Raw genomic sequence first — 23027 nt, forward strand, 5'->3', positions numbered from 1 at the left:
TCGGAAATGTGATTAGCAGAAAAGCATGAAGTGTCGATGTGAAGTTTATGCGCGGTTCTTCGCAAAGCCCGCCAAGTCTAAAGGTAAAAATGCAACTGGGGAATGCGGGATTTTCGAGATTGCTCCAAAACGCGCCAAATTGACCGTAACGGTTGCTTGGTGATGGTGTTTGATGCGACTACACGCTCCTTTCAATTGAAGGAGATGCAAATGAACATGCCTACAAGGATCGTACTTTCGCTCGCTATCGCCGTTTTGGCGGGTGGCGGCTACATGGCCTATGACAAGATGCGGGGCGCGGAATGGGTCGTTTCGCCGCAGCAGATCGCTGACGCCAAGGCCAGCGGGCAAGCCGGATATGAATCGCGTCCGGGAACGGTGACGGTTCTGCCGATCCGCAGCGAAACGGCGGATGCGCTGCCGGTCAAGTGGGCGATGATTGCCGTCGTCGGCGGTCTTCTGGCGTTTCGTGCCACGGGCAGAAAAAAAGCGGCAAAGGCCTGAGGCCTGCCGCTTCATGTCTCCGGCGCGGATGCGGCGGGGGAGAAGTTGAAGTCGGGGGCGCTTTATGCGCCCCAGGTCTTCTCCAGCACGCGCACCCAGTTGCCGTGGCAGATCTTGGCGAGCGCTGCGTCGTCATAACCGCCCTTGCGCAGGGCTTCGACCAGCAATTGCAGATCGGCCGCATCCTTCATGGCGGCGGGAATGGTCGTGCCGTCGAAGTCCGAACCGAGCGCCACATGATCGATGCCGATGCGGTTGACGATATAGTCGACATGGCGGACGAGTTCGCCGAGATCGGTCTGCGGGTTCTTCACACCGTCCTGGCGCAGAAACAGAACACCGAAATTGATGCCGGCAAGGCCGCCCGTGTCGCGGATTGCGTCCAGCTGGCGGTCCGTCAGGTTGCGGCTGTGGTTGCACAGCGCATAGGCGTTGGAATGCGACGCCACCAGCGGCGCATCGGAAATCTTCGCGATGTCCCAGAAACCCTGCTCGTTCATGTGCGACAGGTCGACCATGATCTTCAGTTCGTTGCACGTCTTCACCAGCCGCTTGCCGGCATCGGTGAGACCGGGGCCGATATCCGGCGTTGACGGGAAACGGAAGGGGACGCCGTATGCGAAGATGTTCGGGCGGCTCCAGACCGGCCCGAGCGTGCGCAGACCGGCTTCGTGGAGAACGTGCAGCGCATCGAGATCGGCACCGATCGCTTCCGCGCCCTCGATATGGAAGACGGAGGCGAAGGCGCCCTCAGCCATGGCGTTGCGGATATCGGCTGCCGTGCGGCAGACTTTCAGCGCACCGCCGGATTGTTTCTCGGCGCGGAACAGCAGAGTCGCCATGCCGAGCGTCGCCTTCAGCGCGTCCGCCTCTGCCGGTGTCGGGTAGTCGCCGTTTGCGTCCTTTTCCATGCTGGGCGAGGGTACGTAGATGGCGCAGAGACCGCCGGCCAGACCGCCCTTCTTCGCGCGCGGCAGATCGATATGGCCAACCGTGTCGCCCTCGATGAGAAGCGTTTCGGGAGAAGCGTTGCCCGATCGCCATAACCGCAGAAGCACATCGTTGTGGCCGTCGAAGACGGGTACGGTTTTTTCATCGGTCATGGTCATTCACCTTTGGATGTGCGGAGGCGCGCGGGCGCGCGTCCGTCAGACTTTTGAGAATTGGTAGAGGAAAGGTCAAGGCCGGAGCAAATGCAATCCGTGCATAGGCTCTGCCAAATTTGGAATTGGTCGCGCCTCGTTTGCTCGTGGTAATCGCGGGAAAACATAAAAAAAATGACTGGATTGGGGCAAACCCGTTCCATTCCCGAAAAATAAGATCCGAAAGGGGATTTTCGATGATTTCAAGACGCAACCTGCTGATCGCTGGCGCTGCCGTGCCGTTCCTGTCCTATGCGCGCATTCCGGCATTTGCCGCTACGCCGAAGGATATTCTGGTCGTTGCCCAGCAGCTGGACAATATGACGAGCCTTGACCCGCATGAAGGTTTCGAAGCCGTCGGCGGTGAAATCATCTCCAACATGTATCAGAAGCTGGTGCGCGCCAACCGTGAGGATTCCACCAAGGTCGATCCGGTCATCGCGAAATCCTGGGAAGCCGATGCCGAAGGTAAGGTCTTCACCTTCACGATCTCCGACGACGCCACCTTCTCCAGCGGTGCGAAGGTCACGGCGGAAGACGTCGCCTTCTCGCTGCAGCGCGCCATCAAGATGAACAAGAGCCCGGCCTTCATCATCGGCCAGTTCGGCTTCACGCCTGACAATGCCGAAACGACCATCGTCGCCGCCGACGACAAGACGGTGAAGCTGACGACGGCAAAGCCGACCGCCATCTCGTTCCTGCTTTATTGCCTTTCCGCCAATATCGGCGCGATCGTTGAAAAGAAGGCCGTTCTCGCAAATGCCTCGGGCGAAGACCTCGGTAATGGCTGGCTGCAGAAGAACAGCGCCGGTTCCGGCGATTTCATGTTGCAGGCCTGGAAGCCGAGCGAAAGCGTCGCGCTGACCGTCAACCCGAATGGCCCCTATAAGGGCAACATCAAGCGCGTCGTGCTGCGCCACGTCACCGATCCGTCTTCCCAGCTTCTGATGTTGCAGAAGGGCGATATCGACATTGCCCGTGACCTGACTTCGGAACAGCTGCGCACCGTTCAGAACGATGCCAACATCGAGCTGGAGCGCAAGAGCATCGCCTCGCTGGTGCTGATCTCGCTCAATCAGGGCAATGAGAACCTTGCCAAGCCGCAGGTCTGGCAGGCCATCAAATGGGCGCTGGACTATAAGGGCATGCAGGAAAACATCGTGCCGCTGACCCACAAGATCCACCAGAGCTTCGAGCCTGAGGGTTTCCCCGGCGCCGTCAACGACACGCCGTACCAGCGCGATGTCGCAAAGGCCAAGGCCCTGATGGCGGAAGCCGGTCTTGCCGACGGTTTCGAAATCACCATGGACCACTATTCCGCCCAGCCTTACCCTGACCTGGCGCAGGCAATCCAGGCCAACCTTGCCGATATCGGCATCAAGGTGCGTCTGCAATCGGCCGAGAACCGTCAGGTTCTGACCAAGATGCGCGGCCGCGAACACCAGATGGCGCTTTCCGCCTGGGGTACGGATTATTTCGATCCGCATTCCAATGCCGATGTCTTCAACATCAACAAGGACAATGGCGACGATGTGAAGTCCAAGCCGTTCCTGTGGCGTTCGCGTTTCAAGAACGACGATTTCGCCGCCAAGGCGGAAGCGGCCCGCGACGAGCAGGATCCGGCAAAGCGTATCGAGCTTTATGAAGCCCTGCAGCGCGAGCATATGGAAAACAGCCCGTTCGTCTTCATGTTCCAGACGACCAAGACGGCCGCCTTCCGCAAGGGCGTCTCCGGTTTCGAACTCGGCGTTCTCTCCGAGGGCAATTCCTACCACGATGCGAAGAAAGCGTGACATTGAACAAGCGCGTTAAAAGCATATCGTCGACACTGAGCAGCGTCATTCTGACGCTGTTCGGGTTGATGGTCGTCACCTTCCTGATCGGGCGTGTCATGCCCGTCGATCCCGTCATCGCGGCGGTCGGCGATAATGCGCCCGAAGACGTCATCGTGCGGGTGCGGGCCGAAATGGGTCTCGATCAGCCGCTGGTCGTACAGTTCTTCCATTATGTCTCGCAGGTGCTGCACGGTGATTTCGGCAACTCCATCCTGACCCGCAATCCGGTCTGGATCGATATCAAGCGCGTTTTCCCTGCCACCTTCGAGCTTGCCACGGCCGCGCTCATTCTCGCCGCCCTCATCGGCATTCCGCTCGGCGTCTGGGCCGCCGTGAAGCAGGGCAAGGTGACCGATCAGGTCATCCGCGTCGTCTGCCTTGCCGGCCATTCCGTGCCGGTCTTCATGTTGGCGCTGATTTCGCTGCTGGTGTTTTACGCCACGCTCGGCGTCGCACCCGGACCGGGCCGGCAGGACATCATCTATGACGGCATGATCACGCAGGTTACCGGCCTGATGACTGTCGACACGTTGCTCGCCGGTGACTGGGGCGCCTTTTACGATGCGCTTGCCCATATGGTGCAGCCCGTCTGCATCCTTGCCTATTTCAGCATGGCCTATGTCACCCGCATGACGCGCGCCTTCATGATCGATGCGCTGAAGGGCGAATATGTCATTACCGCCCGCGCCAAGGGGCTTTCGGCGATGACCGTCATCTGGGGGCATGCCTTCCCGACGGTCGCCGTGCAGCTCGTCACGGTTATCGCGCTCACCTATGCCGGCCTTCTCGAAGGTGCGGTGGTGACGGAAACCGTCTTCAGCTGGCCGGGCCTTGGCCAATATCTCACCGTCTCGCTCATGAACGCGGACATGAACCCCGTCGTCGGAGCAACCCTGTTGATCGGCCTGATCTATGTCGGCCTCAACCTGCTCGCAGACGTACTTTACCGAGTAATGGATCCCCGCGTTCGATGATGTTAGCTAATTTCAGAAACTGGGCTCTGGATGAGACGCCGCATTCCCGCAGCCAGGCTGCCTGGGGAAACCGGTACCGCATCTGGCTGAACCTCAAGTCCAATCCGCTGGCGGTGGTCGGTCTCACGATCATCATCGTCTTCATCGCGCTGTCGCTGCTGGCGCCGTTCATCGCGCCTTACGATCCCGCCGCGCAGAACCTCGGCAACCGCCTTGCCTTTCCGAGTGCCGAGCACTGGTTCGGCACGGATGAGCTGGGCCGCGACATTCTTTCGCGCATCCTTTACGGCGGCCGCGTCACGCTCGGCATGGTCATCGCCGTTGTTGTTCTGGTCGCACCGATCGGTCTCGCCATCGGCTGCATCGCCGGATATTTCGGCGGTATCGTCGATACCATCCTGATGCGGGTGACGGACGTATTTTTGGCGTTTCCGCGTCTCATTCTGGCGCTGGCCTTCGTCGCGGCGCTGAAGCCGGGCGTCGAAAGTGCCATTCTCGCCATCGCGCTCACCGCATGGCCGCCCTATGCGCGGCTTGCTCGTGCCGAAACCATGACGGTTCGCGGCAGCGATTTCGTCGCTGCCTATCGGCTGACGGGGGCCTCCGCCTGGCGGATCATCGCCCGCCACATCGCGCCGCTTTGCGTGCCGAGCCTTATCGTGCGCATCACGCTCGACATGAGCTCGATCATCATCACGGCAGCCAGCCTCGGCTTCCTCGGCATGGGCGCGCAGCCGCCGTCGCCGGAATGGGGCGCGATGATTGCTACCGCCAAGCGCTTCATCTTCGAACAATGGTGGGTCGCCACCATTCCGGGCATCGCCATCTTCCTCGTTTCGCTCGCCTTCAACTTCCTTGGCGATGGTCTGCGCGACGTGCTCGACCCGAAGGGACATTGAGCCATGCTGGTCGAAATCGAAAATCTGAAGATCGCATTTCAAACCCGTACCAGCCGTTTCGAGGCGGTGCGCGGTGTTTCCATGAAGCTCGGAACCGAAAAGCTCGGCATCGTCGGTGAATCCGGTTCCGGCAAGAGTCTCACGGCCCGCGCGCTGATGAAGCTTCTGCCCTCCAATGCCGATATCAGGGCCGACAAGCTCTCCTTCGACGGTATCGACGTGCTTTCCGCCAGCGAAAAGCAGATGCGCCAGATCCGCGGCAAGCGGGCGGGTTTCATCCTTCAGGACCCGAAATATTCGCTGAACCCGGTCAAGACCATGGGCGCGCAGATTGCGGAAGCCTGGCGCGCCCATAAGGGCGGCGGCAAGCGCGCAGCCATGGAGGCAGCGATTGCGCTGCTCGATCAGGTGAAAATCCGCAATCCGCGCCAGGTCGCTTCGTCCTACGCGCATGAGGTTTCCGGCGGCATGGGCCAGCGCGTGATGATCGCCATGATGCTGGCGCCCGATCCCGAGCTGTTGATCGCTGACGAGCCGACCAGCGCTCTCGACGCCACGGTGCAGGCGGAAATCCTGCGGCTGATCGAGGAGCTGGTGTCGGAACGCGGCATGGGTCTCATCCTCATCAGCCACGATCTGCCGCTCGTCTCGCATTTTTGCGACCGCGTCGCGGTGATGTATTCCGGCCGGGTGATGGAGGAGCTGAAGGCTTCCGAACTCCTGAAAGCCCAGCATCCTTACACGCAGGGTCTCCTGAACTGCATTCCGTCGCTGACGCATCCGCGCGAGCGTCTTCCCGTCCTCAACCGTGATGCAGCGTGGTCCAGCCAATGATCGACGTCGAAAACCTCCGTATCAAGTTCGGCGACCGTGAAGTGGTGAAGGGTGTGTCCTTTTCGGTGGAAAAGGGCGGCAGCTTTGGCATCGTCGGCGAAAGCGGCTCGGGCAAGTCCACCATTCTGCGCGCCATGGCCGGTCTCAACGAAAGCTGGGAAGGCCGCATCGCCTTTGCCGGCAAGGACGCACCGCTGAAGCGCACGCCTGACTTCTTCCGGCAGGTGCAGATGGTGTTTCAGGACCCTTACGGCTCGCTGCACCCGCGCCAGACCATAGACCGCATTCTCAGCGAATTGCCGCTGGTTCACGGCATGGACAATATCGAAAAACGCATCCAGCAGGCTCTGTCGGATGTGGCCCTGCCGCAGGCGGTGCGCTTCCGCTACCCGCACCAGCTCTCCGGCGGCCAGCGCCAGCGCGTGGCGATTGCGCGTGCGTTGATTGCCGATCCGCAGGTTCTTCTGCTCGATGAACCGACCTCGGCGCTCGATGTTTCGGTGCAGGCGGAAATCCTGAACCTGTTGCAGGATCTGCGTGCTGCCCGCAATCTCACCTATATTCTCGTCAGCCACAATCTGGCGGTCATCGCGCATCTGTGCCCACAGGTGGGCGTGATGCTGAACGGCGACATGGTGGAGCAGCTGAGCGCGGGCGATCTGCGCGAGGGCCGCATCAAACATCCGCATACGGAAGAGTTGCGCAGCCTGAGCATCAAGCTGGAAGAGCCAGCCTGAGTGCTGGCCGCGTAGCCTACGTTGCGCATAGATCGAGCGGGTGTGCTCGCTTCTTCTCCCCGCCGGGGAGAAGGTCGCGGCAGCGGGATGAGGGGGCAAGCTCTCAGTTTACCCTCTGACCTCGCCCCCTCATCCGACCCTTCGGGCCACCTTCTCCCCGGCGGGGAGAAGAAACGAGCCGCGATGCCGAGGCTTCCTGCAAAGACCCACAAAAATACGAGACCGAACAATGTCACAGCAATTCGACTGGAACGCCGCTTCAACGCTCGCCCAAAGCTTCGTCTCGCAATGGGCGGGCAATGAGCCGGGCGGGGCGGTTATCGGTTTCGATCTCAGCGGCATCCGGTTTGCCCATGCGGGCGGCGTTGAAAGTCTTTCGACCTTTGCGCCGTTTACGCCGAAAAGCGTGGTGCGTTATGCCTCCGTCACCAAACATGCCTTTTGCGCCATGGTGCTTGCCCATTCCGATCTGATCGGGCTTGACGATCCGCTTGGCAAGCATTTGGCCGAGCTGCAATCGCCCCTGCGCGACGTCACGGTCGGGCAGGCGTTGGATATGAGCGGCGGCCTTCCGGACACCCGCGAATGCCTCTCCTTACTTGGCCTTTCCGTTTACACCGAAACGAAGGTCGGTCCGCTTCTCGACTATCTGTCGCGGCTGACCCGGCTGAACTTTCCGGCGGGCAGCGAGGTTTCCTATTCGAATACCGGCTATCGTCTGGTGGAGGCGGCGCTGGAGCGCCACGGCTTCCGTTTCGACGATTTCGTGCAGGGGAAAATTGCCGGTCCGTTCGGCGTTTTCCTGAAGGCGCCGGATGTCTGGAACGATCCGGTCGATGGATTGGTGCCCGGCTACTGGAAGGCGGAAAGCAACTGGCAGCTTTCGGCGGCGGGCCTCCATATTTCCGCTTCGGGCAGTCTTGCCGGCAGTGCCGAAGCGCTTACCCGCTGGTTGCAGGGCCTGATGCGTGGGGAAGGCAACTTCGCGGGCGTTCTGGGCGGAATTTCCGCCGAGCGCACCCTGGCGGATGGCCGGATGAGCGAATATGGCCTTGGCCTGCGCTGGTCGCACCTTGGCGACAGGCGTTTCGTCGGCCACGGCGGCTCACATCCGGGATACAAGACGTACTTCCTGCTCGATCCCGAAAACGGCACGGGTTTCGTCGTGGTGTCGAACCGCGAGGATACCAACGGCTTCAAGATCGCGCTGGAAAGCATGGCCGCCCTGACCCGTCTGCCTTTGCCCAAACCCGCCGCCAGCCTGCCGGAAGGTCTCTATGTCACCGAAAGCGGACCGTGGTGGCTGGAGATCAAGGGCAGCACATCCACCTTCATCGATGGCGACGACACGCTTTATGAAGATGCCGACGGCTGGGTGTCATCACGCTCCGCGTCTTCGCCAATGCGTCTCAGGCTCGAAGGCGATGCGATTGTCGGCGAGGCAGGCCACGCCGCCCGCCGGTTCCTGCCGGTTGGGGAGCATGTCGTGCCGGACCAGCTTTCCGGGTCGTGGCGCTCGGATGAGGGGGCGGAATTTACGATTTCCGGTTCGTCGCTGACGATGGGCATCGGCCCCACGCGCCGCTCCATGCCGCTGACGGCGCTTGGCAATGGCCGTTTCCTGTTCACGCTCTCGGATGGGCCGTGGACAAAACGCATCTGCCTCAATCAATTGAGCGACAGCCGGATAGAGCTTGTGGCGAGCCGGGCGCGGATGATCGAATATTCCAGAAGCCGTTAAGAGGGTTTCAATCAGCTCCTATTGCTCCTAATAAAGGCCCATGTTCCAGCTGAAGGCCGGTTCAATATCTTTGTGGGGAGAGCAGGCCCTTGGAAGTCAAATGGCTCGAGGATTTTCTGGCGCTGGCCGGAACGCTCAATTTCTCGAAGGCGGCGGAAGAGCGGCACGTCACGCAATCCGCCTTCAGCCGAAGGATCAAGCAGCTGGAGGCCTGGGTGGGCGCCACGCTGGTTGACCGCGCTTCCTATCCTTCCCGGCTGACTGAGGCGGGCGTCAAGTTCGTTCCGGTGGCGCAGGAAACGCTGAAACAGCTTTACCATGCCCGGCGCACATTGTTGCAGGAAGACGGCGCGGATGCGAAAACGGTGCGGTTGACTGCGTTGCACACGCTGTCCTTCACCTTCTTTCCGGACTGGCTGAAACGGGTAAACGAGACGGCGGGGCCGCTGTTTTCCGTGTTGCGGCCCGATTCCGGCAGCATGGAGGAAAACCTCAATTCGCTGGTGGACGGGCAGAGCGATTTCCTTCTGACCTATGCCCACCCCGAAGTGCCGATGCTGCTCGATGCGCAGACTTTCGAGTTCCGCGTGCTCGGCGCGGAAAACATCATCCCCGTCTCGGCACCCGCTGAGAATGGCGCACCTTTGCACAGCCTGACGGAAAACGCGAAAAAGCCCTTCGCCTGTCTGGATTACGAAAAATCCTCGTTCTTCGGGCCGTTGCTGCGCGATCTCCTGAGCGCGCGCCTGCCGAAATTCGAGCGGGTGCATGAAGGCAGCATGTCGGTGGGGCTGAAAGCCATGGCAATGGCGGGCTGGGGTGTCGCCTGGGTGCCGGAAAGCCTGATGCGGCACGAGCTGGATAGCGGCGCTTTGGTGCGCGCCGCCGATCACAGTTTCGATATTGCCGTCGATATCCGGCTTTATCGTTCGAAGGAGAACCGCCGTCCCGTTGTCGAGCGCATATGGGCGGTTCTCGAAGATTGAAGCAGGCTTAGATCGCCGTGCGGTGGGCGTTTTCGAGATAAAGCGCACGCAGGCGGCTTACCATCGGGCCGGGCTTGCCATTGCCCACCGGCTTGCCGTCGATCTTCGTGACGGAAACCACGAAGTTGGAGGCGCTGGTCAGGCAGGCCTCATCGGCATTCAGCGCCTCTTCCAGCGTGAAAGGCCGTTCTTCCAGCGTGAAACCGGCTTCCTTGGCCAGTTGCAGGGCGGCGAGGCGGGTGCAACCGGGCAGGGTCTTGTTGCTGTTGCCGCGGGTGATGATCTTCCTGTCGCCGGTGATGATATAGGCGGTGGAGGACGCGCCTTCGGTGACGAAACCATCCTCGATCATCCACGCCTCGTCGCAGCCTTCGGCCTTGGCGATGCGTTTTGCCATCACTTGTGGCAGGAGACAGACGGTCTTGATGTCGCGGCGCGCCCAACGCTGGTCGGGAACGGATTTCACGGCCACGCCAACCTCCTCGACAGGGGTGCCGATCAGCTTCTTGGCCTGGGTGAACATCACCAGCGTCGGCTTCAAATCGGCGGAGAACAGGAAGTTGCGGTCTTCCGCGCCACGCGTCAGCTGCAGGTAGATCATGCCTTCGACGAGGTTGTTGTCAGCGATCAGGCGGCGTTCGGCCTCGACGATTTCCTTCGTCGTGACCGGCAGCGGCACGTCGATTTCGCGGGCGCTGCGTTCCAGCCGCGCCATGTGCAGGTCGCTGTCGATCAGCTTGCCTTCCAGAACGGAGGTGACTTCATAAATGCCGTCGCCGAACAGGAAGCCGCGGTCGAAGATGGAAAGGCGGGCTTCCGCCTCGGGCAGGAATTCGCCGTTGAGATAAACGATGCGACCGGGTTGGCTAGTCATGAAAACTCCGTCTGGAAAGTCAGGCTGAAAGAAGGGTTTTAATTGTGTCGATGGAAATGGCCTCGATCATGGAGACCTTGGCGGCTGTGGCATTGAAGCCGGTTGTCGTCGTTGCCGCGCAGAGCGAATTGAGGATCGCCTCTTCGGTCGCCTCTATCGCGGCCTCGAACAGCGGCGAAATCGCATCGTTGGAGAGGTCGGGAAAATCGGTCACGGCCTTGCGGCGCGTGGGTGTTTTGCGAAGCCGTTCATTGGTCGAAAATGCCAACGCATAATCGCCGGAACCATTGCTGAGTGCCGCACCGGTGCGTGAGAGGCCACCGAAGCTTCTGGCCGCCAGACGTTTCAGATTGCGCGACGACAGCGGCGCGTCGGTCGCGAGGATGATGACGATCGAGCCGTCCTTATCCTTGTGCTCCGGGTTTACATAAGGCTTGCCGCAGACGAGGAGGTGGCCGCCGTAATTGGACTGCACCAGAACGCCAAGCGTATAGGTTTCTCCGGCAATTGGGACGACGCGCGATGCGGTTCCGATGCCGCCCTTCATGCCGAAGGCCACGGTGCCGGTTCCGGCACCAACGCCACCCTCGGCCACCGGGCCTGTGGTTGCGTTTTTCAGCGCGGCGGAGATTTCATCGACAGTGGGGCGCCCGGCGCGGATATCATTGAGGCGGGAATCGTTGGTTTCTCCGACGACCGCGTTGATGGAGGTGACTTTTTCATTGCCCGACTGCGACAGCGTATGGCGGTTGATCGCCTCGATTGCCCTGCCGGTCGCGAGCGTATTGGTGAGGATAACAGGTGTTTCGAGTTCGCCCAGTTCTTCGATCTGGGTTGAGCCGGCAAATTTACCGAAGCCGTTATAAACCGCAAACCCCGCAGGCACCTTGTCCTGAAAGATATTGCCGCCATGCGGGAGGATCGCCGTCGCGCCGGTGCGGATCGTATCGCCTTCAATCACCGTGAAGTGGCCGACGCGCACGCCTTCGACATCGGTAATGGCGTTGAGCGGGCCGGTCTCGAAATGGCCGGGGGGCAAGCCGATATCGCGCAGTCGCGGGCGGGTTGTCTCATGCATCGGGTCGGTCACTTTTGCGGAATTCGGGCTGATATCAGGGGCGAGCGCGGCTTGCGAAAAGCTTTGCCTATCCGAACGTTAGCCTAGTTCGCCGCGAAACGGCATCGCAAAAATGGAATAGTTTTATGCGGACAATGTATGTGCTCAGGAGGCGCGAAGCGCCGGTCTGTCCCGGTCTTCCAGCCATTGCCGCATGGCCTCTTCGGCCTCGCTTCTCAAAGGCGCGCCGATGCGGCCGCCGAAGACGGTGCATTTGAGTGCAGCAGCAACCGAGGAGAGCCGGATGGCCGCGCGACTTTCCATGCCTTCGGCGATCGCAAGCGCGAAGGTGCCGTGGAAGATATCGCCCGCCGCCAGCGTATCCACCGCCTCGACCTGCATTGTTTCCTGAAAATGGACAGTCGGGTCGCCCGCCTCCGTCCAGTAGCAACCCGCCGGTCCGGCGGTGACGGCGATGAAGGTCTGCGGATAGCGGGCATGCAGCACCGGCAGCATGTCCTTTACCGTCTCAAGTCCCGTTAGCCGGGCGGCGGCCGGTTCGGAAAAGACGATGTGAGTTGCGGCGGGCGCGAGCTTTTCAAGGGTTTCGACGGGCGCAACGTCTCCATCGAGAATAGCTGGTTTGCCAAGTGAGCGAGCCACATCAAGAACATCGAGCGCCAGTTCCGGCCAGCGCACATCCACCAGAACGACGTCGAAAGGGGCAAGGTCGGCTGGCGTGCAGGAGCGCTTCTTCTCATGCAGCCTGTGATCATAGAAAGGTATGATCAGCCGTTCGCCGCGATCATCGATAATGATCGTGGACAGTGCGGAGCGCGCGCCGGGGGCTACCATCATGCCGGCAACGTCGATGCCGCTTTCGGCGAGATCGCGCAGGATACGGGTGCCGGTCTCGTCGTCGCCCACCGCACCCCAAAGGCTGGCGCGGCCACCCATGCGATGCACCGCATAGGCTGCGCTGGACGCCATGCCTTCGGCGATCTGCAACATCTCGTAAGGCAGGACCTTGCCTTCGCCCTTTGGCATTTCATGCACACGAAACAGGGTGTCGAGCACAGCCGCGCCCACGCACAGCACGTGCTTGCGGCTCTCGCATTCGCTATCCATGTCCGTCACCCTTCTTCATGCTCTTACTGGAAATGCATCTCAGATACGCTTGCCGCTTTCCTTGTCGAAGAGGTGCACCATTTCCGGGGCGATGGCGATATGGATCGTATCGCCGAACCGGACATCCAGTCGCTCGCGAAACAGGCAGGCGATCTCGTCGCCCTTGCAGTTCAGCTTGGCGTAGATTTCCGAGCCGGTTCCTTCGACCAGTTCGACCCGGCCTTCGATACCACCGCTTGCCGCGCGGATATGTTCCGGGCGTACGCCGTAAACGAGGTCACGGCCGCCCAGTGCGGAAAGATCGGTATTGGCGGGCAGGGGAAGGCTGAGGCCCTTCACGGTGCGGAACACGCCTTCTTCGACGCGTCCGCGAATGAAGTTCATGGCGGGCGAACCAATGAAACCGGCGACGAAGAGGTTGGCGGGGCGGTCGTAAAGTTCGAGCGGCGCGCCGATCTGCTCGATCACGCCGTCATGCAGCACCACGATCTTGTCGGCCATGGTCATGGCTTCCACCTGGTCGTGAGTGACGTAGATGGTGGTGGTGCCGATGCGCTGATGCATGGCCTTGATCTCGCCGCGCATCTGCACACGCAGCTTGGCGTCGAGATTGGAAAGGGGCTCATCGAACAGGAAGACCTGCGGATCGCGCACCAGTGCGCGGCCCATGGCGACACGCTGGCGCTGACCGCCGGAAAGCTGGCGCGGATAACGGTCGAGCAGCTTGTCGAGACCCAGAATGGCGGCGGCCTTGTCGACCTTGGCCTTGGTTTCGTCCGCGCTCACCTTCTTCAGCTTCAGCGCGAAGCCCATATTGTCCTTCACCGTCATGTGCGGATAAAGGGCGTAGTTCTGGAAGACCATGGCGATATCGCGGTCGCGGGCGGGCAGGTTGCTGACCTCGCGTGCGCCGATGTGGATTTCGCCGTCGCTGACTTCCTCAAGCCCCGCAATCATGCGCAGCAGGGTGGATTTGCCGCAGCCGGACGGGCCGACCAGCACGACGAACTCGCCATCCTTGATATCGATATCGATGCCGTGGATGATGTTGACTGCGCCGAAGCGCTTCTGGACGTTTAGAATATTGACCGGTGCCATGTTTTTGGTTCCCGTTATAATTTGAGAGATCAGCCGCCCTTGACGGCGCCAGCGGTCAGGCCCGCCACGATCTGTTTCTGTGCGAACATGGTGAGCAGCAGCACCGGCAGCGTCACGATCAGCGCGGCTGCGGCAAGCGGTCCCCAGCTGACCTGTTCGAAGGAGAGCATGTTGTAGACCGCAACCGGCAGGGTGCGCGTTTCACGGCTGGCCAGCACGATGCCGAACACGAAGTTGTTCCACGAGAAGATCACCGCCAGAATGAAGGAGACGACGATGCCGGGCTTGGCAATCGGCAGCGCCACCAGCCGGAACACCTGCCAGGAGGATGCGCCATCGATGCTTGCTGCCTCTTCCAGCTCCTTCGGCGTGGTCTCGAAATAACCAATCATGATCCAGACCACGATCGGAACCGTCACCACCAGATGGATGATGATCTGCGGCCAGAGCGTGCCGAGCAGGTTCAGCCATTGGAACAGCAGGAACAGCGGGATGAGGAAGGAGAGGCCGGGTGTCATGCGGGCGATCATGATGACGACTGCCGACTTTTCCGCCTTCAGCCGGGCGATGCCGTAACCGGCGGGCACGCCGATCACCAGCGCCAGAATGGTGGCCGCGCCGGTGACGAGCACCGAATTCCAGAAATAGAGGAAGAAATTGTTTTCCTCGAACACCTTCACATAATTCGACCAGGCGAAACGTTCGGGGATGAGGATCGGCGGATAGGCGCCGTTGTCGATTTCGTATTTCAGCGACAGCGAAATCATCCAGATGAAGAACAGGATAACAGGCGAAATCATCACCAGAGCCACGAAGAACAGGCCGATGCGGTCGAGGTTTTTACGTTTGAGCAATTGGCGAGCCATCAGCGATCCTCCATCTCGTTCCACTGCGCGCGCTGGCGCACCATCAAAAGCACAAAGGACAGCGCCACGATGATGATGAAGAAGACGACGGCCATGGCTGAGCCGTAACCGATGTCGTAATAGGAAAACGCCGTATTGTAGAGGTAGATGTTGATCGTTTCCGAGGCCGTGCCGGGTCCGCCTTGAGTCATCGCATAGATGATGTCGAAGCTTTTGACGGCATCGATGGAGCGGATGATGACGGCGATCATCAGGAACGGCGCGATCATCGGCATGGTGAGGTAACGAAACTTCTGCCAGGCGTTGGCGCCGTCGATTTCGGCGCTCTCATAAGGTTCGCGGGGTACTGCGGCGAGACCGCCGAGCACGATCAGCATGACGAGCGGCGTCCATTGCCAGGTCTCCACCAGCACCAGCGAGGGAATGACGGTGGACTGGTTGTAGATCCATTCCAGCGGGCCGATGCCGATCAAGGACAGGAGATAGTTCAGGACGCCGAGCTGCGGATGGAACATCATGGTCCAGACGAGGGCGATGGCGACCGGGGTCGCCATCATCGGCATCACGAAGACGCCGCGCAAAAAGCCACGCAGCGGAAACTGCGCATCGAAAACCAGCGCCGCCAATGTTCCGAGGAACAGCGGGGCGACGACCGACAGCACGGTATAGATCAGCGTGTGCCAGAGCGACTCCCAGAACCTCATGTCGCTTGCGAGCCTTATATAGTTATCGAAACCGATAAAGCTCTGCTCCTGTCCGAGCGTCCAGCGATGCACGCTCATCCACAGGGTGAATACCCATGGAAAAACGATAACCGCCGAAATGACGACAAGTGCCGGGATGACGAAGGGCCAGTAGTTGGGAGCAAGCCTTGCCGGCCTGCTCCCTTCTCTACGACTGACGCCTGTTTTGGTGTTTTCGATGCTCACGGAGGCCATTATCCCTCGCTACGCGCCAGAACGGGTGCGAACTGTTCCGTCGCCTTTTTAAGTTCCGCCGCCGGGTCCGCCCCGCCGATCATGTTGGTGAGGCCGACGCCGTAGATGTCGCGGAATTCCGTGACCGGGATGATGACGGGGAGGGCAAGCTGCGAGACCTTGCCCGAACCGACAACAGCATCCAGCCATGCGGCCGGCATCTTCACGCCTTCACGCACCTTCTGGTCTTCGAGGATGGACTGGCGGAACGGAACGCCTGCACCCGCCTGCAAGAGGCGCGCGCCCATGTCGTGCGAGATCGCCCATTGGCAGAAGAGGTAGGCTGCTTCCTTCTTGCTGCTGGCTTCGACGACGCCAAGACCATCGCCGAAGGTGCCTGCGGCCTGTGCTGCCGGACCCTTTGGCATGACGCCGTAACCGACCTTGCCGACCACGCGGGATTTTTCCGGGTTCTCGATCGGCGGAGCGAAACCGACGCCATCGAACCACATGCCGATCTTGCCCTGCAGGAAGGCAGACTGTGCTTCCGCCCAGTTGAAGCCGGAGACGCCGGGAGGCGCGGCTTTGGTCATCAGGCGCTGATAGAGTTTCGCGGCCTCGACCGCTTCCTTGGACTCGCTGTCGATCTTTCCGTCCGGGCCGATCGGCTTTGCGCCGTAACCCAGCATCAGCGATGTCCAGACCGGAGTATTGGCGTTTTTCAGGCCGCGTGCGACGAAACCGTAGGTGTTGGTGGAGGGGTCGGTGATCTTCTCCGCCGCCGTCGCCAGTTCCTCGAAGGTCTCAGGGTATTTCAGGCCTTTCGCCTCGAAGAGTTCCTTGTTCCAGTAGACGATCCAGTAATCCACCGAGAAGGGCAGCGAGCGCAGCACGCCGTCGCTATCCTTGGCAAACAGCATGCCGGCCTCGGCAAAGTCCTTCTCGATGAGGGACGGATCGGTCAGCGACGGATCCTTCAGGAAGCCGCTGATATCGGCCAGCCACTTGCCCTTTTCGAACTGGCGTTTCTGAACATGGTAGCTCAGATGCACCACATCGAAGCTCGGCTTGCCGGAGGACAGCTCGATCACCACCTTCTGGCGCTGCTGCTGCTCAGGCGTTGCTTCGGCATTGACCTTGATGCCGGTCAGTTCTTCGAATTCGCTGAGATATTTGATCAGCGTTTCGCTGCGCGGGCTTTTGACCAGATTGACTTCAAGCGTGGTGCCGGCGTGTTTCTTCCAGTTCACCGCCGCCGCTGCCGGGCGAATGCCGAGCGCCGCGCTGCCACCGATCGCTGCCGTGCCTGCCAGAAAGGCGCGACGTGTGGGGTTGAGCAATGAATGCTTCATGTCAGTTCTCCTCCAGTTAGCCGGAAATCTCCTCACCCCGGCTTGTTGCTTATTTTCACGCAATTCCGACGCAGGACCCTCTGCGTCCTGCCGGAATTGCCCTATACCGCCAGCGCCCTGTCCCTCGCGTTGCGGATGTGAGCGGTCAGCCGCTCCACGGCGTCTTCGACGGATCGCCTCTCGATGGCTTCGAGAATGGCGAGATGTTCCTTCATCACCGATTTGACGTGACCGGCGATGCGAAAGCGCTCCTGATTGATGAGGCGCATCTTGATGGAATTGACCCTGTAGGCGTTCGAGATGATCGAATTGCCGAGACTATCGATGAAGGCGTCGTGCATGCCCCAGTCCACCTGCTGTGCGTGCTGGTCCAGTTCCGGCGATTCACCGCCGTTTTCAGCCGCTTCGGCAATATCGCGGTGCTGCTTCAACAGCCTGGCGATGGTCTCGTCCGAGGCTGAACGGGTAAAGAGCGCCACGGCCTCCTTTTCGAGAAAGATACGGAACTGGAACGCCTCGCGGATGAGGTTGATGTCGATATGGGCGACCTGCAATCCCCGCTGCGGCACGGTCTTGATAAGACCTTCCGCCTCCAGCCTCGGAATTGCCTCCCGGATCGCGCCCAGCGGCAGACCCGTCAATTCCACGAGGCGGCGTTGCGAGATGAATTGCCCCGGGCGAACGTCGCGCGAGAGAAGGTGGTGCGTAAAGCTTTCATACGCCCGTTCCCGCAATGTCTGTTCGCCGGTATCGTCCATGCTCAACCTTTCAAGGTCTGTTCAGGCGGCCTGTTTACGAAACAGCGCGTCGAATGCGCCTTCGATCCGCCGCCGGTCTTCGGCTGAAATGGCGACGAGCGGCGCGCGCACGTCGGACCAGATATTTTCCCCTGTCGTGTGTGATACCAGCACCTTAACGGCGGGCGTAACCGGAAATTTCAGAAGTTCCACAACAAGATCGACGATGCGGCTGTCGTCCTTGCCGTCAACGGCCATGGCGCGGACTTCCTGCGTCAGGAAATTGGCCACGCCGGAGATGGCGCCCTGGCCGCCGAGGCGAACGCCCTTGGCCAGATCGCGCTCATCGCCGATCAGGATGACGAGATCACCGTGTTCTTTCAGCAGGCGCTCGGTATGGCCCCAATTGCCGGAGGAGTCCTTCACTCCGGTGACGATGCCCGGAAACGCTTGTCTCAGCCGTCCCACCAGCTCGACCGACAGCGTCACCATGGTCACGGAAGGGATGTTGTAGACGAGGACGTCACGCGCGCCCTTGCCGATCTTTTCGAAAACGGCCGAGAACCAGGCAAACAGGCCGTCGTCGCTGACATTCTTGAAATAGGAGGGCGGGGCGAGCAGAATATTGCGGGCGCCTGCGCTCAACGCCTCAGCCGATTGGTCGGCCGCGTCCTCGATGGAATCCACGAGAACGCCGGTGACCAGACGGGATGGCTCAATGCCTGCCTCGATGAAGCGGGAGAGAATGACCTGCCGTTCGCGGCTGCCGACGGAGCATCCTTCGCCGGTGGTGCCGAAGAGTGTCACGCTGTCGCAGCCATTTTTAAGGCAACGGCGGGCATGTGCGATCATGGCATCGATATCGACGGTTCCGTCAGTTTTGAAAGGGGTCGTCAGGGCTGCCGAAAGGCCGAATTTCTGGGTCAATTAAGATGCTCCTCCAAGGTGACTGCAGATTGATAGCGCGCTGACATGTTAGTTGTAAAGAGGTAATTGCAAGATGATTGTGCAGGAGGTGGGAATGGGGGAGAATTGGTTCCGGAGGCCGCTTGAGGAGCTGCGTTGGGTCGGGTGGAGCATTGAGTGTTTGCGGCGGTTTACATGGATGCCATTTTTCCTTGGCGTACCGGAAAAATCCGAAAATAAAATTTGACTATTTTAGTAAAGATTTTTATCAGGCAATCTGATTGTGGGATAAAGGGAAGTGTCATGACCGTTGTGGAGCCGTCAGCGCCTGTGGAAGAGATCGAGCAGAGCCGAGTGAAGCGCCTGAGGGCTGCGACGCGCGGCGCGCATGGCGATCTCGATACTTTCATCATGGCCGCCAAGCCGTTCGAGAGCCGGGAGAACTTCGGCAAGTTCGTGGAAACGCAATATCTTTTCCATCGCGACCTCGATGTCTTCTTCTCCAATGCAACGCTCGATAGCTTGCTGCCCGATCTCAAGGGTCGTCGGCGTCTCTCCATGATCGAGCAGGACCTTGCCGATCTCGGTCACGCTATTCCCGAAGCGGAAGCACCGCGCTTTACCAGTGAAACGCCGTTCGATCTGCCTGAGGCCATGGGCTGGCTCTACGTGGTTGAAGGCTCCAACCTCGGTGCTGCCTTCCTTCTGAAAGATGCGGCCAAACTTGGCCTGACAGAAGAATTCGGTGCGCGCCATCTGGCCGGCGCTCCGGAAGGGCGTGGTCTGCACTGGCGCACCTTCACGGCCGCACTCGATGAAATCGCGCTCACGGTCGAAGAGGAAGAACGGGTTGTCGCCGGCGCTGAGGCTGCCTTCCGGGCCGTGCATGCTTACGCGCAGCAACGCCTCGTCTGAGGTTTTGGCATAGCTTTGCGATGGTTTCCTCATAACGCAGAAATGCCTCGTTGCGCGTGCGTGTTTGACTGAGTCGTAGCATCCTCACGCCGTCACCCCGGACCCGATCCGGGGTCTAGTGCGATCAAGTCCTTGATCGCGTGAGACTCTATTCACGGCGCAGACGCGCCGTGGCTGGATGCCGGATCTAGTCCGGCATGACGGAGGAGAGGTTTTCGGATGTCGTGCGACGCTCTACAGCCGTTGTGAGAGCCGCTCATTTGCCGCACGTTGCGTTCAATATTTGCCGAATAAACAGGCATATATTTTTACCAAATGATAAAATTTTTATCTTTTGGTAAAAAGAAATCCTGGCTCCAAAAAATTATCCATTTGATAAAATTATTTTTTTTCGTCTGGCACGGAACCTGCTACTCTTTCTTCAAATCAGGAAAACGCCTGATGCCAAAAAAGGGAACAGCAAGATGGAAGTTGGTGTTTTTATACCGATCGGGAACAATGGCTGGCTCATTTCCGAGAATGCGCCGCAATACAAGCCAAGCTTCGACCTGAACAAGGAAATCACGCTGAAGGCGGAGAAATACGGTTTCGACTTCGCGCTGTCGATGATCAAGCTGCGCGGCTTCGGCGGCAAGACCGAGTTCTGGGATTATAATCTGGAATCCTTCACACTGATGGCGGGCCTTGCGGCCGTCACCTCCAAGATCAAGCTGTTCGGCACCGCCGCCACGCTGGTCATGCCGCCGGCCATCGTTGCGCGCATGGCGACGACGATCGATTCCATTTCCGGCGGACGTTTCGGCATCAACCTGATTACCGGCTGGCAGCGTCCCGAATATAGCCAGATGGGGCTTTGGCCGGGCGACGATTATTTCGGTGATCGCTACGAATATCTCGGCGAATATACCTCCGTTCTGAAAGAGCTGCTGACGGAAGGGCAGTCGGACTTCAAGGGCAAGTTCTTCCAGATGGATGATTGCCGCATGAAGCCGGTGCCGCAGGGTGACGTGAAGCTCATCTGCGCCGGTTCCTCCAATTCCGGCATGGCGTTTTCGGCCAAGTTCGCCGATTACAGCTTCTGCTTCGGCGTCGGCGTCAACACGCCCAAGGCCTTCGCGCCCACCAATGAGCGGCTTCTGGCGGCGACGGAAAAGTCCGGCCGCGAGGTTAAATCCGTGGTGCTGACCATGATCCTTGCGGAAGAAAAATCCGAGGATGCCTGGGCGAAGTGGGAGCATTACAAGGCGGGCGCGGATGAGGAGGCGATCAAGTGGCTCGGCCTGCAGAGTTCTGTCGACACCAAATCCGGCTCCGACACCAATGTCCGGCACATGTCCAACCCTGTCTCGGCGGTCAACATCAACATGGGAACGCTGATCGGCTCCTATGAGGAGGTGGCGGCGATGCTGGATGAAATGAGCGAAGTGCCGGGAACGGGCGGCGTGATGCTGACCTTCGACGATTTCCTCGAAGGCGTCGAAAAATTCGGCAAATATGTGCAGCCGCTGATGAAGAGCCGCCAGCATGTTCTGGCCGAGCTGGAGGCAGCGGAATGAGTGAAGCCGTCGTGGCGGGATATAAGGGGCCGGAAAGCCGTTCGGAAAGCGTGACGCTTCCCGCAAGGCCGGAGCCGATTACCCTCAAGCCCAGCGAGACCGCCGTTGTCGTGGTCGATATGCAGAACGCCTATTCGACCGAGGGCGGATATGTCGATCTTGCCGGGTTCGATATTTCCGGGGCCAAGGGCACTATCGCCAATATCAAGAAGACGCTGGATGCGGCGCGGGCGGCAGGTGTTCAGGTCATCTATTTCCAGAATGGCTGGGACAAGGACTATGTCGAGGCGGGCGGGCCGGGTTCGCCCAACTGGCACAAGTCCAACGCGCTGAAGACAATGCGCAAAAGGCCGGAGCTACAGGGTCAGCTGCTGGCCAAGGGCACCTGGGACTATGCCATCGTCGACGAGTTGCAGCCGCAGCCCGGCGATATTCTGGTGCCGAAGACGCGTTACAGCGGTTTCTTCAACACCAATATGGACAGCGTCCTGCGCGCCCGTGGCATCCGCAATCTGGTGTTCGTCGGCATCGCCACCAATGTCTGTGTGGAAAGCTCGCTGCGCGATGCCTTCCATCTCGAATATTTCGGGGTGATGCTGGAGGATGCCACGCATCATCTGGGTCCAGACTTTATTCAGCAGGCGACGGTCTACAATGTCGAGAAATTTTTCGGCTGGGTTGCCACCGTCAATGATTTCTGCGGTGTGATTTCGCAGGCCGCACCCGTTGCCGATTGATTGAGAACCACAAAGAGGAGAACGAAATGCCGAAAAAGATCATCGTGCCCGCTGGTACCAGCAAGCCCATCGCTCCCTTTTCGCCGGGAACCCTTGCCGATGGCGTGGTTTATGTTTCCGGCACGCTGCCCTTCGACAAGGACAATAATGTCGTGCATGTGGGCGATGCCAGCGCCCAGACCCGCCATGTTCTGGAAACCATCAAGTCTGTCATCGAAACTGCCGGTGGCACGATGGAGGATGTGACGATGAACCACATCTTCATCACCGACTGGGCGAATTATCAGGCGGTCAATACGGTCTATGCGGAGTATTTCCCCGGTGACAAGCCGGCGCGTTATTGCATCCAGTGCGGCCTCGTAAAGCCTGATGCACTGGTGGAAATCGCCACCGTCGCCCATATCGGCAAATAGGGGCGAAACGGCAAGATGATGCATTTCGAGGTTCATGGCCGGGCAGATCCCGAGGCGCCCACCATCCTGCTCTCATCGGGACTGGGCGGATCGGGTGCCTATTGGACGCCGCAGATCGCGGCTCTCTCCGATCATTTCCGGATCGTCACCTACGACCATCGCGGAACCGGCCGGACGGGCGGCGAGGTGCCGGCGGATGGCGGCATATCGGCCATGGCGGACGATGTTCTGGAGATCGTCTCGGCGCTGAACCTCGAAAAGTTCCACTTCATGGGCCATGCGCTCGGCGGTCTGATCGGTCTCGATATCGCGCTTCGCCAGCCCGGCGTCATCGACAGGCTGGTTCTTATCAACGCCTGGAGCAAGGCCGATCCGCATTCCGGGCGCTGCTTTGACGTGCGGATCGAGCTTCTGGAGAAATCCGGTGTTGAGGCTTTCGTGAAAGCCCAGCCGCTGTTTCTTTATCCGGCGGCATGGATGTCGGAAAATCAGGACCGCCTGGCGCACGATGATGCGCACGGTGTCGCGCATTTTCAGGGCAAGACGAACGTGCTTCGGCGCATCGCAGCACTCCGGGCCTTCGATGTCGATAGTCGTCTGGGCGAGATCGACAATCCGGTGCTGGTGGTGGCAACCAAGGACGATCTTCTGGTGCCCTATACCCGGTCGCAGCGTCTTGCGGAGGGTTTGCCGCAAAGCGAGCTTTGCCTTGTCGATTTCGGTGCGCATGCGGTCAATATCACCGAGACTGACCTTTTCAACGCGCGGCTTTTGCAGTTTCTGCTACCGGCAACACAAACATTCTGACGGGATTTGAGA

23 protein-coding genes are annotated in these 23027 nt (G+C 59.9%); 13 read left to right on the forward strand and 10 right to left on the reverse strand.

What is annotated here, in order from left to right:
* The first annotated feature begins 210 nt into the window (after positions 1-210).
* On the forward strand, positions 211-504 hold the full coding sequence (locus RS75_RS18955; protein WP_045023351.1) for a hypothetical protein: 294 nt from the start codon (positions 211-213) through the stop codon (positions 502-504).
* Positions 505-566: 62 nt separating this feature from the next.
* On the opposite strand, the gene RS75_RS18960 is transcribed toward RS75_RS18955, so the two are convergent.
* Entirely contained in the window at positions 567-1607 is a 1041-nt protein-coding gene (locus RS75_RS18960; protein ID WP_045023620.1) for a dipeptidase, read from the reverse strand.
* A gap of 236 nt (positions 1608-1843) precedes the next feature.
* Between RS75_RS18960 and RS75_RS18965 the strand changes: the two genes are divergently transcribed.
* The 7 genes from RS75_RS18965 (at position 1844) to RS75_RS18995 (ending at position 9652) form a co-directional block, all read left to right on the forward strand.
* The gene (locus tag RS75_RS18965) at positions 1844-3439 is read left to right on the forward strand and encodes an ABC transporter substrate-binding protein (protein ID WP_045023352.1); all 1596 of its coding nucleotides are present in this window, start codon (positions 1844-1846) and stop codon (positions 3437-3439) included.
* A 2-nt stretch (positions 3440-3441) separates the two neighbouring features.
* Complete coding sequence (locus tag RS75_RS18970) at positions 3442-4455, forward strand: ABC transporter permease (protein ID WP_045023354.1); 1014 nt, start codon at positions 3442-3444, stop codon at positions 4453-4455.
* Positions 4452-5354: a nickel transporter permease gene (gene nikC / locus RS75_RS18975; protein WP_045023356.1), complete on the forward strand. Its 903-nt coding sequence runs from the start codon at positions 4452-4454 to the stop codon at positions 5352-5354. Before RS75_RS18970 ends, nikC begins: the two co-directional genes overlap by 4 nt.
* A gap of 3 nt (positions 5355-5357) precedes the next feature.
* Positions 5358-6188, forward strand: a complete 831-nt coding sequence (locus tag RS75_RS18980; protein ID WP_045023358.1) for an ABC transporter ATP-binding protein — start codon at positions 5358-5360, stop codon at positions 6186-6188.
* Positions 6185-6925, forward strand: a complete 741-nt coding sequence (locus tag RS75_RS18985) for an ABC transporter ATP-binding protein (RefSeq protein WP_045023360.1) — start codon at positions 6185-6187, stop codon at positions 6923-6925. Before RS75_RS18980 ends, RS75_RS18985 begins: the two co-directional genes overlap by 4 nt.
* A 229-nt stretch (positions 6926-7154) precedes the next feature.
* Complete coding sequence (locus tag RS75_RS18990) at positions 7155-8666, forward strand: serine hydrolase domain-containing protein (protein WP_045023362.1); 1512 nt, start codon at positions 7155-7157, stop codon at positions 8664-8666.
* Positions 8667-8755: 89 nt separating this feature from the next.
* Positions 8756-9652 carry a LysR substrate-binding domain-containing protein gene (locus RS75_RS18995; protein WP_045023365.1) on the forward strand — a complete coding sequence of 299 codons (897 nt, stop codon included), beginning with the start codon at positions 8756-8758 and terminating at the stop codon, positions 9650-9652.
* Between the two features lie 7 nt (positions 9653-9659).
* Here the strand turns inward: RS75_RS18995 and RS75_RS19000 are convergent, their stop codons facing one another.
* The 9 genes from RS75_RS19000 to RS75_RS19040 form a co-directional block, all read right to left on the reverse strand.
* The gene (locus RS75_RS19000; RefSeq protein ID WP_045023367.1) at positions 9660-10526 is read right to left on the reverse strand and encodes a D-amino-acid transaminase; all 867 of its coding nucleotides are present in this window, start codon (positions 10524-10526) and stop codon (positions 9660-9662) included.
* Between the two features lie 19 nt (positions 10527-10545).
* The gene (locus tag RS75_RS19005) at positions 10546-11604 is read right to left on the reverse strand and encodes a P1 family peptidase (protein ID WP_045023369.1); all 1059 of its coding nucleotides are present in this window, start codon (positions 11602-11604) and stop codon (positions 10546-10548) included.
* Positions 11605-11748: 144 nt separating this feature from the next.
* A complete protein-coding gene (locus tag RS75_RS19010) occupies positions 11749-12711 on the reverse strand; it encodes a sugar kinase (protein WP_045023372.1) in 963 nt (320 codons plus the stop codon).
* Positions 12712-12750: 39 nt separating this feature from the next.
* Positions 12751-13809: an ABC transporter ATP-binding protein gene (locus RS75_RS19015; protein ID WP_045023374.1), complete on the reverse strand. Its 1059-nt coding sequence runs from the start codon at positions 13807-13809 to the stop codon at positions 12751-12753.
* Positions 13810-13838: 29 nt separating this feature from the next.
* Positions 13839-14675 carry a carbohydrate ABC transporter permease gene (locus RS75_RS19020; protein ID WP_003504003.1) on the reverse strand — a complete coding sequence of 279 codons (837 nt, stop codon included), beginning with the start codon at positions 14673-14675 and terminating at the stop codon, positions 13839-13841.
* Positions 14675-15613: a carbohydrate ABC transporter permease gene (locus RS75_RS19025; RefSeq protein ID WP_045023386.1), complete on the reverse strand. Its 939-nt coding sequence runs from the start codon at positions 15611-15613 to the stop codon at positions 14675-14677. The genes RS75_RS19020 and RS75_RS19025 overlap by 1 nt, the downstream gene beginning before the upstream one ends.
* A complete protein-coding gene (locus tag RS75_RS19030; protein ID WP_045023387.1) occupies positions 15613-16944 on the reverse strand; it encodes an ABC transporter substrate-binding protein in 1332 nt (443 codons plus the stop codon). The genes RS75_RS19025 and RS75_RS19030 overlap by 1 nt, the downstream gene beginning before the upstream one ends.
* 101 nt (positions 16945-17045) lie before the next feature.
* Positions 17046-17702 (reverse strand): GntR family transcriptional regulator, encoded by a 657-nt coding sequence (locus tag RS75_RS19035; protein ID WP_045023389.1) that lies wholly within the window; start codon positions 17700-17702, stop codon positions 17046-17048.
* 21 nt (positions 17703-17723) lie between these two features.
* Positions 17724-18608: a dihydrodipicolinate synthase family protein gene (locus RS75_RS19040; protein ID WP_045023391.1), complete on the reverse strand. Its 885-nt coding sequence runs from the start codon at positions 18606-18608 to the stop codon at positions 17724-17726.
* Between the two features lie 282 nt (positions 18609-18890).
* Here RS75_RS19040 and RS75_RS19045 point away from each other — a divergent pair, with 282 nt between their 5' ends.
* The 5 genes from RS75_RS19045 (at position 18891) to rutD (ending at position 23015) form a co-directional block, all read left to right on the forward strand.
* Entirely contained in the window at positions 18891-19502 is a 612-nt protein-coding gene (locus RS75_RS19045) for a biliverdin-producing heme oxygenase (RefSeq protein ID WP_045023393.1), read from the forward strand.
* A gap of 464 nt (positions 19503-19966) precedes the next feature.
* Positions 19967-21058 carry a pyrimidine utilization protein A gene (gene rutA, locus RS75_RS19050; RefSeq protein ID WP_045023395.1) on the forward strand — a complete coding sequence of 364 codons (1092 nt, stop codon included), beginning with the start codon at positions 19967-19969 and terminating at the stop codon, positions 21056-21058.
* Complete coding sequence (rutB, locus tag RS75_RS19055) at positions 21055-21795, forward strand: pyrimidine utilization protein B (protein WP_045023398.1); 741 nt, start codon at positions 21055-21057, stop codon at positions 21793-21795. The genes rutA and rutB overlap by 4 nt, the downstream gene beginning before the upstream one ends.
* Before the next feature lie 26 nt (positions 21796-21821).
* On the forward strand, positions 21822-22208 hold the full coding sequence (gene rutC, locus RS75_RS19060; protein WP_045023399.1) for a pyrimidine utilization protein C: 387 nt from the start codon (positions 21822-21824) through the stop codon (positions 22206-22208).
* Between the two features lie 15 nt (positions 22209-22223).
* The gene (rutD, locus tag RS75_RS19065) at positions 22224-23015 is read left to right on the forward strand and encodes a pyrimidine utilization protein D (protein WP_045023401.1); all 792 of its coding nucleotides are present in this window, start codon (positions 22224-22226) and stop codon (positions 23013-23015) included.
* Positions 23016-23027 lie beyond the last annotated feature (12 nt).

The organism is Rhizobium nepotum 39/7 (genome assembly GCF_000949865.1).
Taxonomy (GTDB): domain Bacteria; phylum Pseudomonadota; class Alphaproteobacteria; order Rhizobiales; family Rhizobiaceae; genus Agrobacterium; species Agrobacterium nepotum.

Coding starts and splice junctions, on each gene's coding strand:
- rutA (WP_045023395.1), top strand. CDS start 19,967: ATGGAAGTTGGTGTTTTTATACCGATCGGGAACAATGGCTGGCTCATT.
- RS75_RS18985 (WP_045023360.1), top strand. CDS start 6,185: ATGATCGACGTCGAAAACCTCCGTATCAAGTTCGGCGACCGTGAAGTG.
- RS75_RS19035 (WP_045023389.1), bottom strand. CDS start 17,702: ATGGACGATACCGGCGAACAGACATTGCGGGAACGGGCGTATGAAAGC.
- RS75_RS19045 (WP_045023393.1), top strand. CDS start 18,891: ATGACCGTTGTGGAGCCGTCAGCGCCTGTGGAAGAGATCGAGCAGAGC.
- RS75_RS19020 (WP_003504003.1), bottom strand. CDS start 14,675: ATGGCTCGCCAATTGCTCAAACGTAAAAACCTCGACCGCATCGGCCTG.
- RS75_RS18960 (WP_045023620.1), bottom strand. CDS start 1,607: ATGACCGATGAAAAAACCGTACCCGTCTTCGACGGCCACAACGATGTG.
- nikC (WP_045023356.1), top strand. CDS start 4,452: ATGATGTTAGCTAATTTCAGAAACTGGGCTCTGGATGAGACGCCGCAT.
- RS75_RS18965 (WP_045023352.1), top strand. CDS start 1,844: ATGATTTCAAGACGCAACCTGCTGATCGCTGGCGCTGCCGTGCCGTTC.
- RS75_RS19025 (WP_045023386.1), bottom strand. CDS start 15,613: ATGGCCTCCGTGAGCATCGAAAACACCAAAACAGGCGTCAGTCGTAGA.
- RS75_RS18980 (WP_045023358.1), top strand. CDS start 5,358: ATGCTGGTCGAAATCGAAAATCTGAAGATCGCATTTCAAACCCGTACC.
- RS75_RS19030 (WP_045023387.1), bottom strand. CDS start 16,944: ATGAAGCATTCATTGCTCAACCCCACACGTCGCGCCTTTCTGGCAGGC.
- RS75_RS18955 (WP_045023351.1), top strand. CDS start 211: ATGAACATGCCTACAAGGATCGTACTTTCGCTCGCTATCGCCGTTTTG.
- rutC (WP_045023399.1), top strand. CDS start 21,822: ATGCCGAAAAAGATCATCGTGCCCGCTGGTACCAGCAAGCCCATCGCT.
- RS75_RS19010 (WP_045023372.1), bottom strand. CDS start 12,711: ATGGATAGCGAATGCGAGAGCCGCAAGCACGTGCTGTGCGTGGGCGCG.
- RS75_RS19005 (WP_045023369.1), bottom strand. CDS start 11,604: ATGCATGAGACAACCCGCCCGCGACTGCGCGATATCGGCTTGCCCCCC.
- RS75_RS18990 (WP_045023362.1), top strand. CDS start 7,155: ATGTCACAGCAATTCGACTGGAACGCCGCTTCAACGCTCGCCCAAAGC.
- RS75_RS19015 (WP_045023374.1), bottom strand. CDS start 13,809: ATGGCACCGGTCAATATTCTAAACGTCCAGAAGCGCTTCGGCGCAGTC.
- rutB (WP_045023398.1), top strand. CDS start 21,055: ATGAGTGAAGCCGTCGTGGCGGGATATAAGGGGCCGGAAAGCCGTTCG.
- RS75_RS19000 (WP_045023367.1), bottom strand. CDS start 10,526: ATGACTAGCCAACCCGGTCGCATCGTTTATCTCAACGGCGAATTCCTG.
- rutD (WP_045023401.1), top strand. CDS start 22,224: ATGATGCATTTCGAGGTTCATGGCCGGGCAGATCCCGAGGCGCCCACC.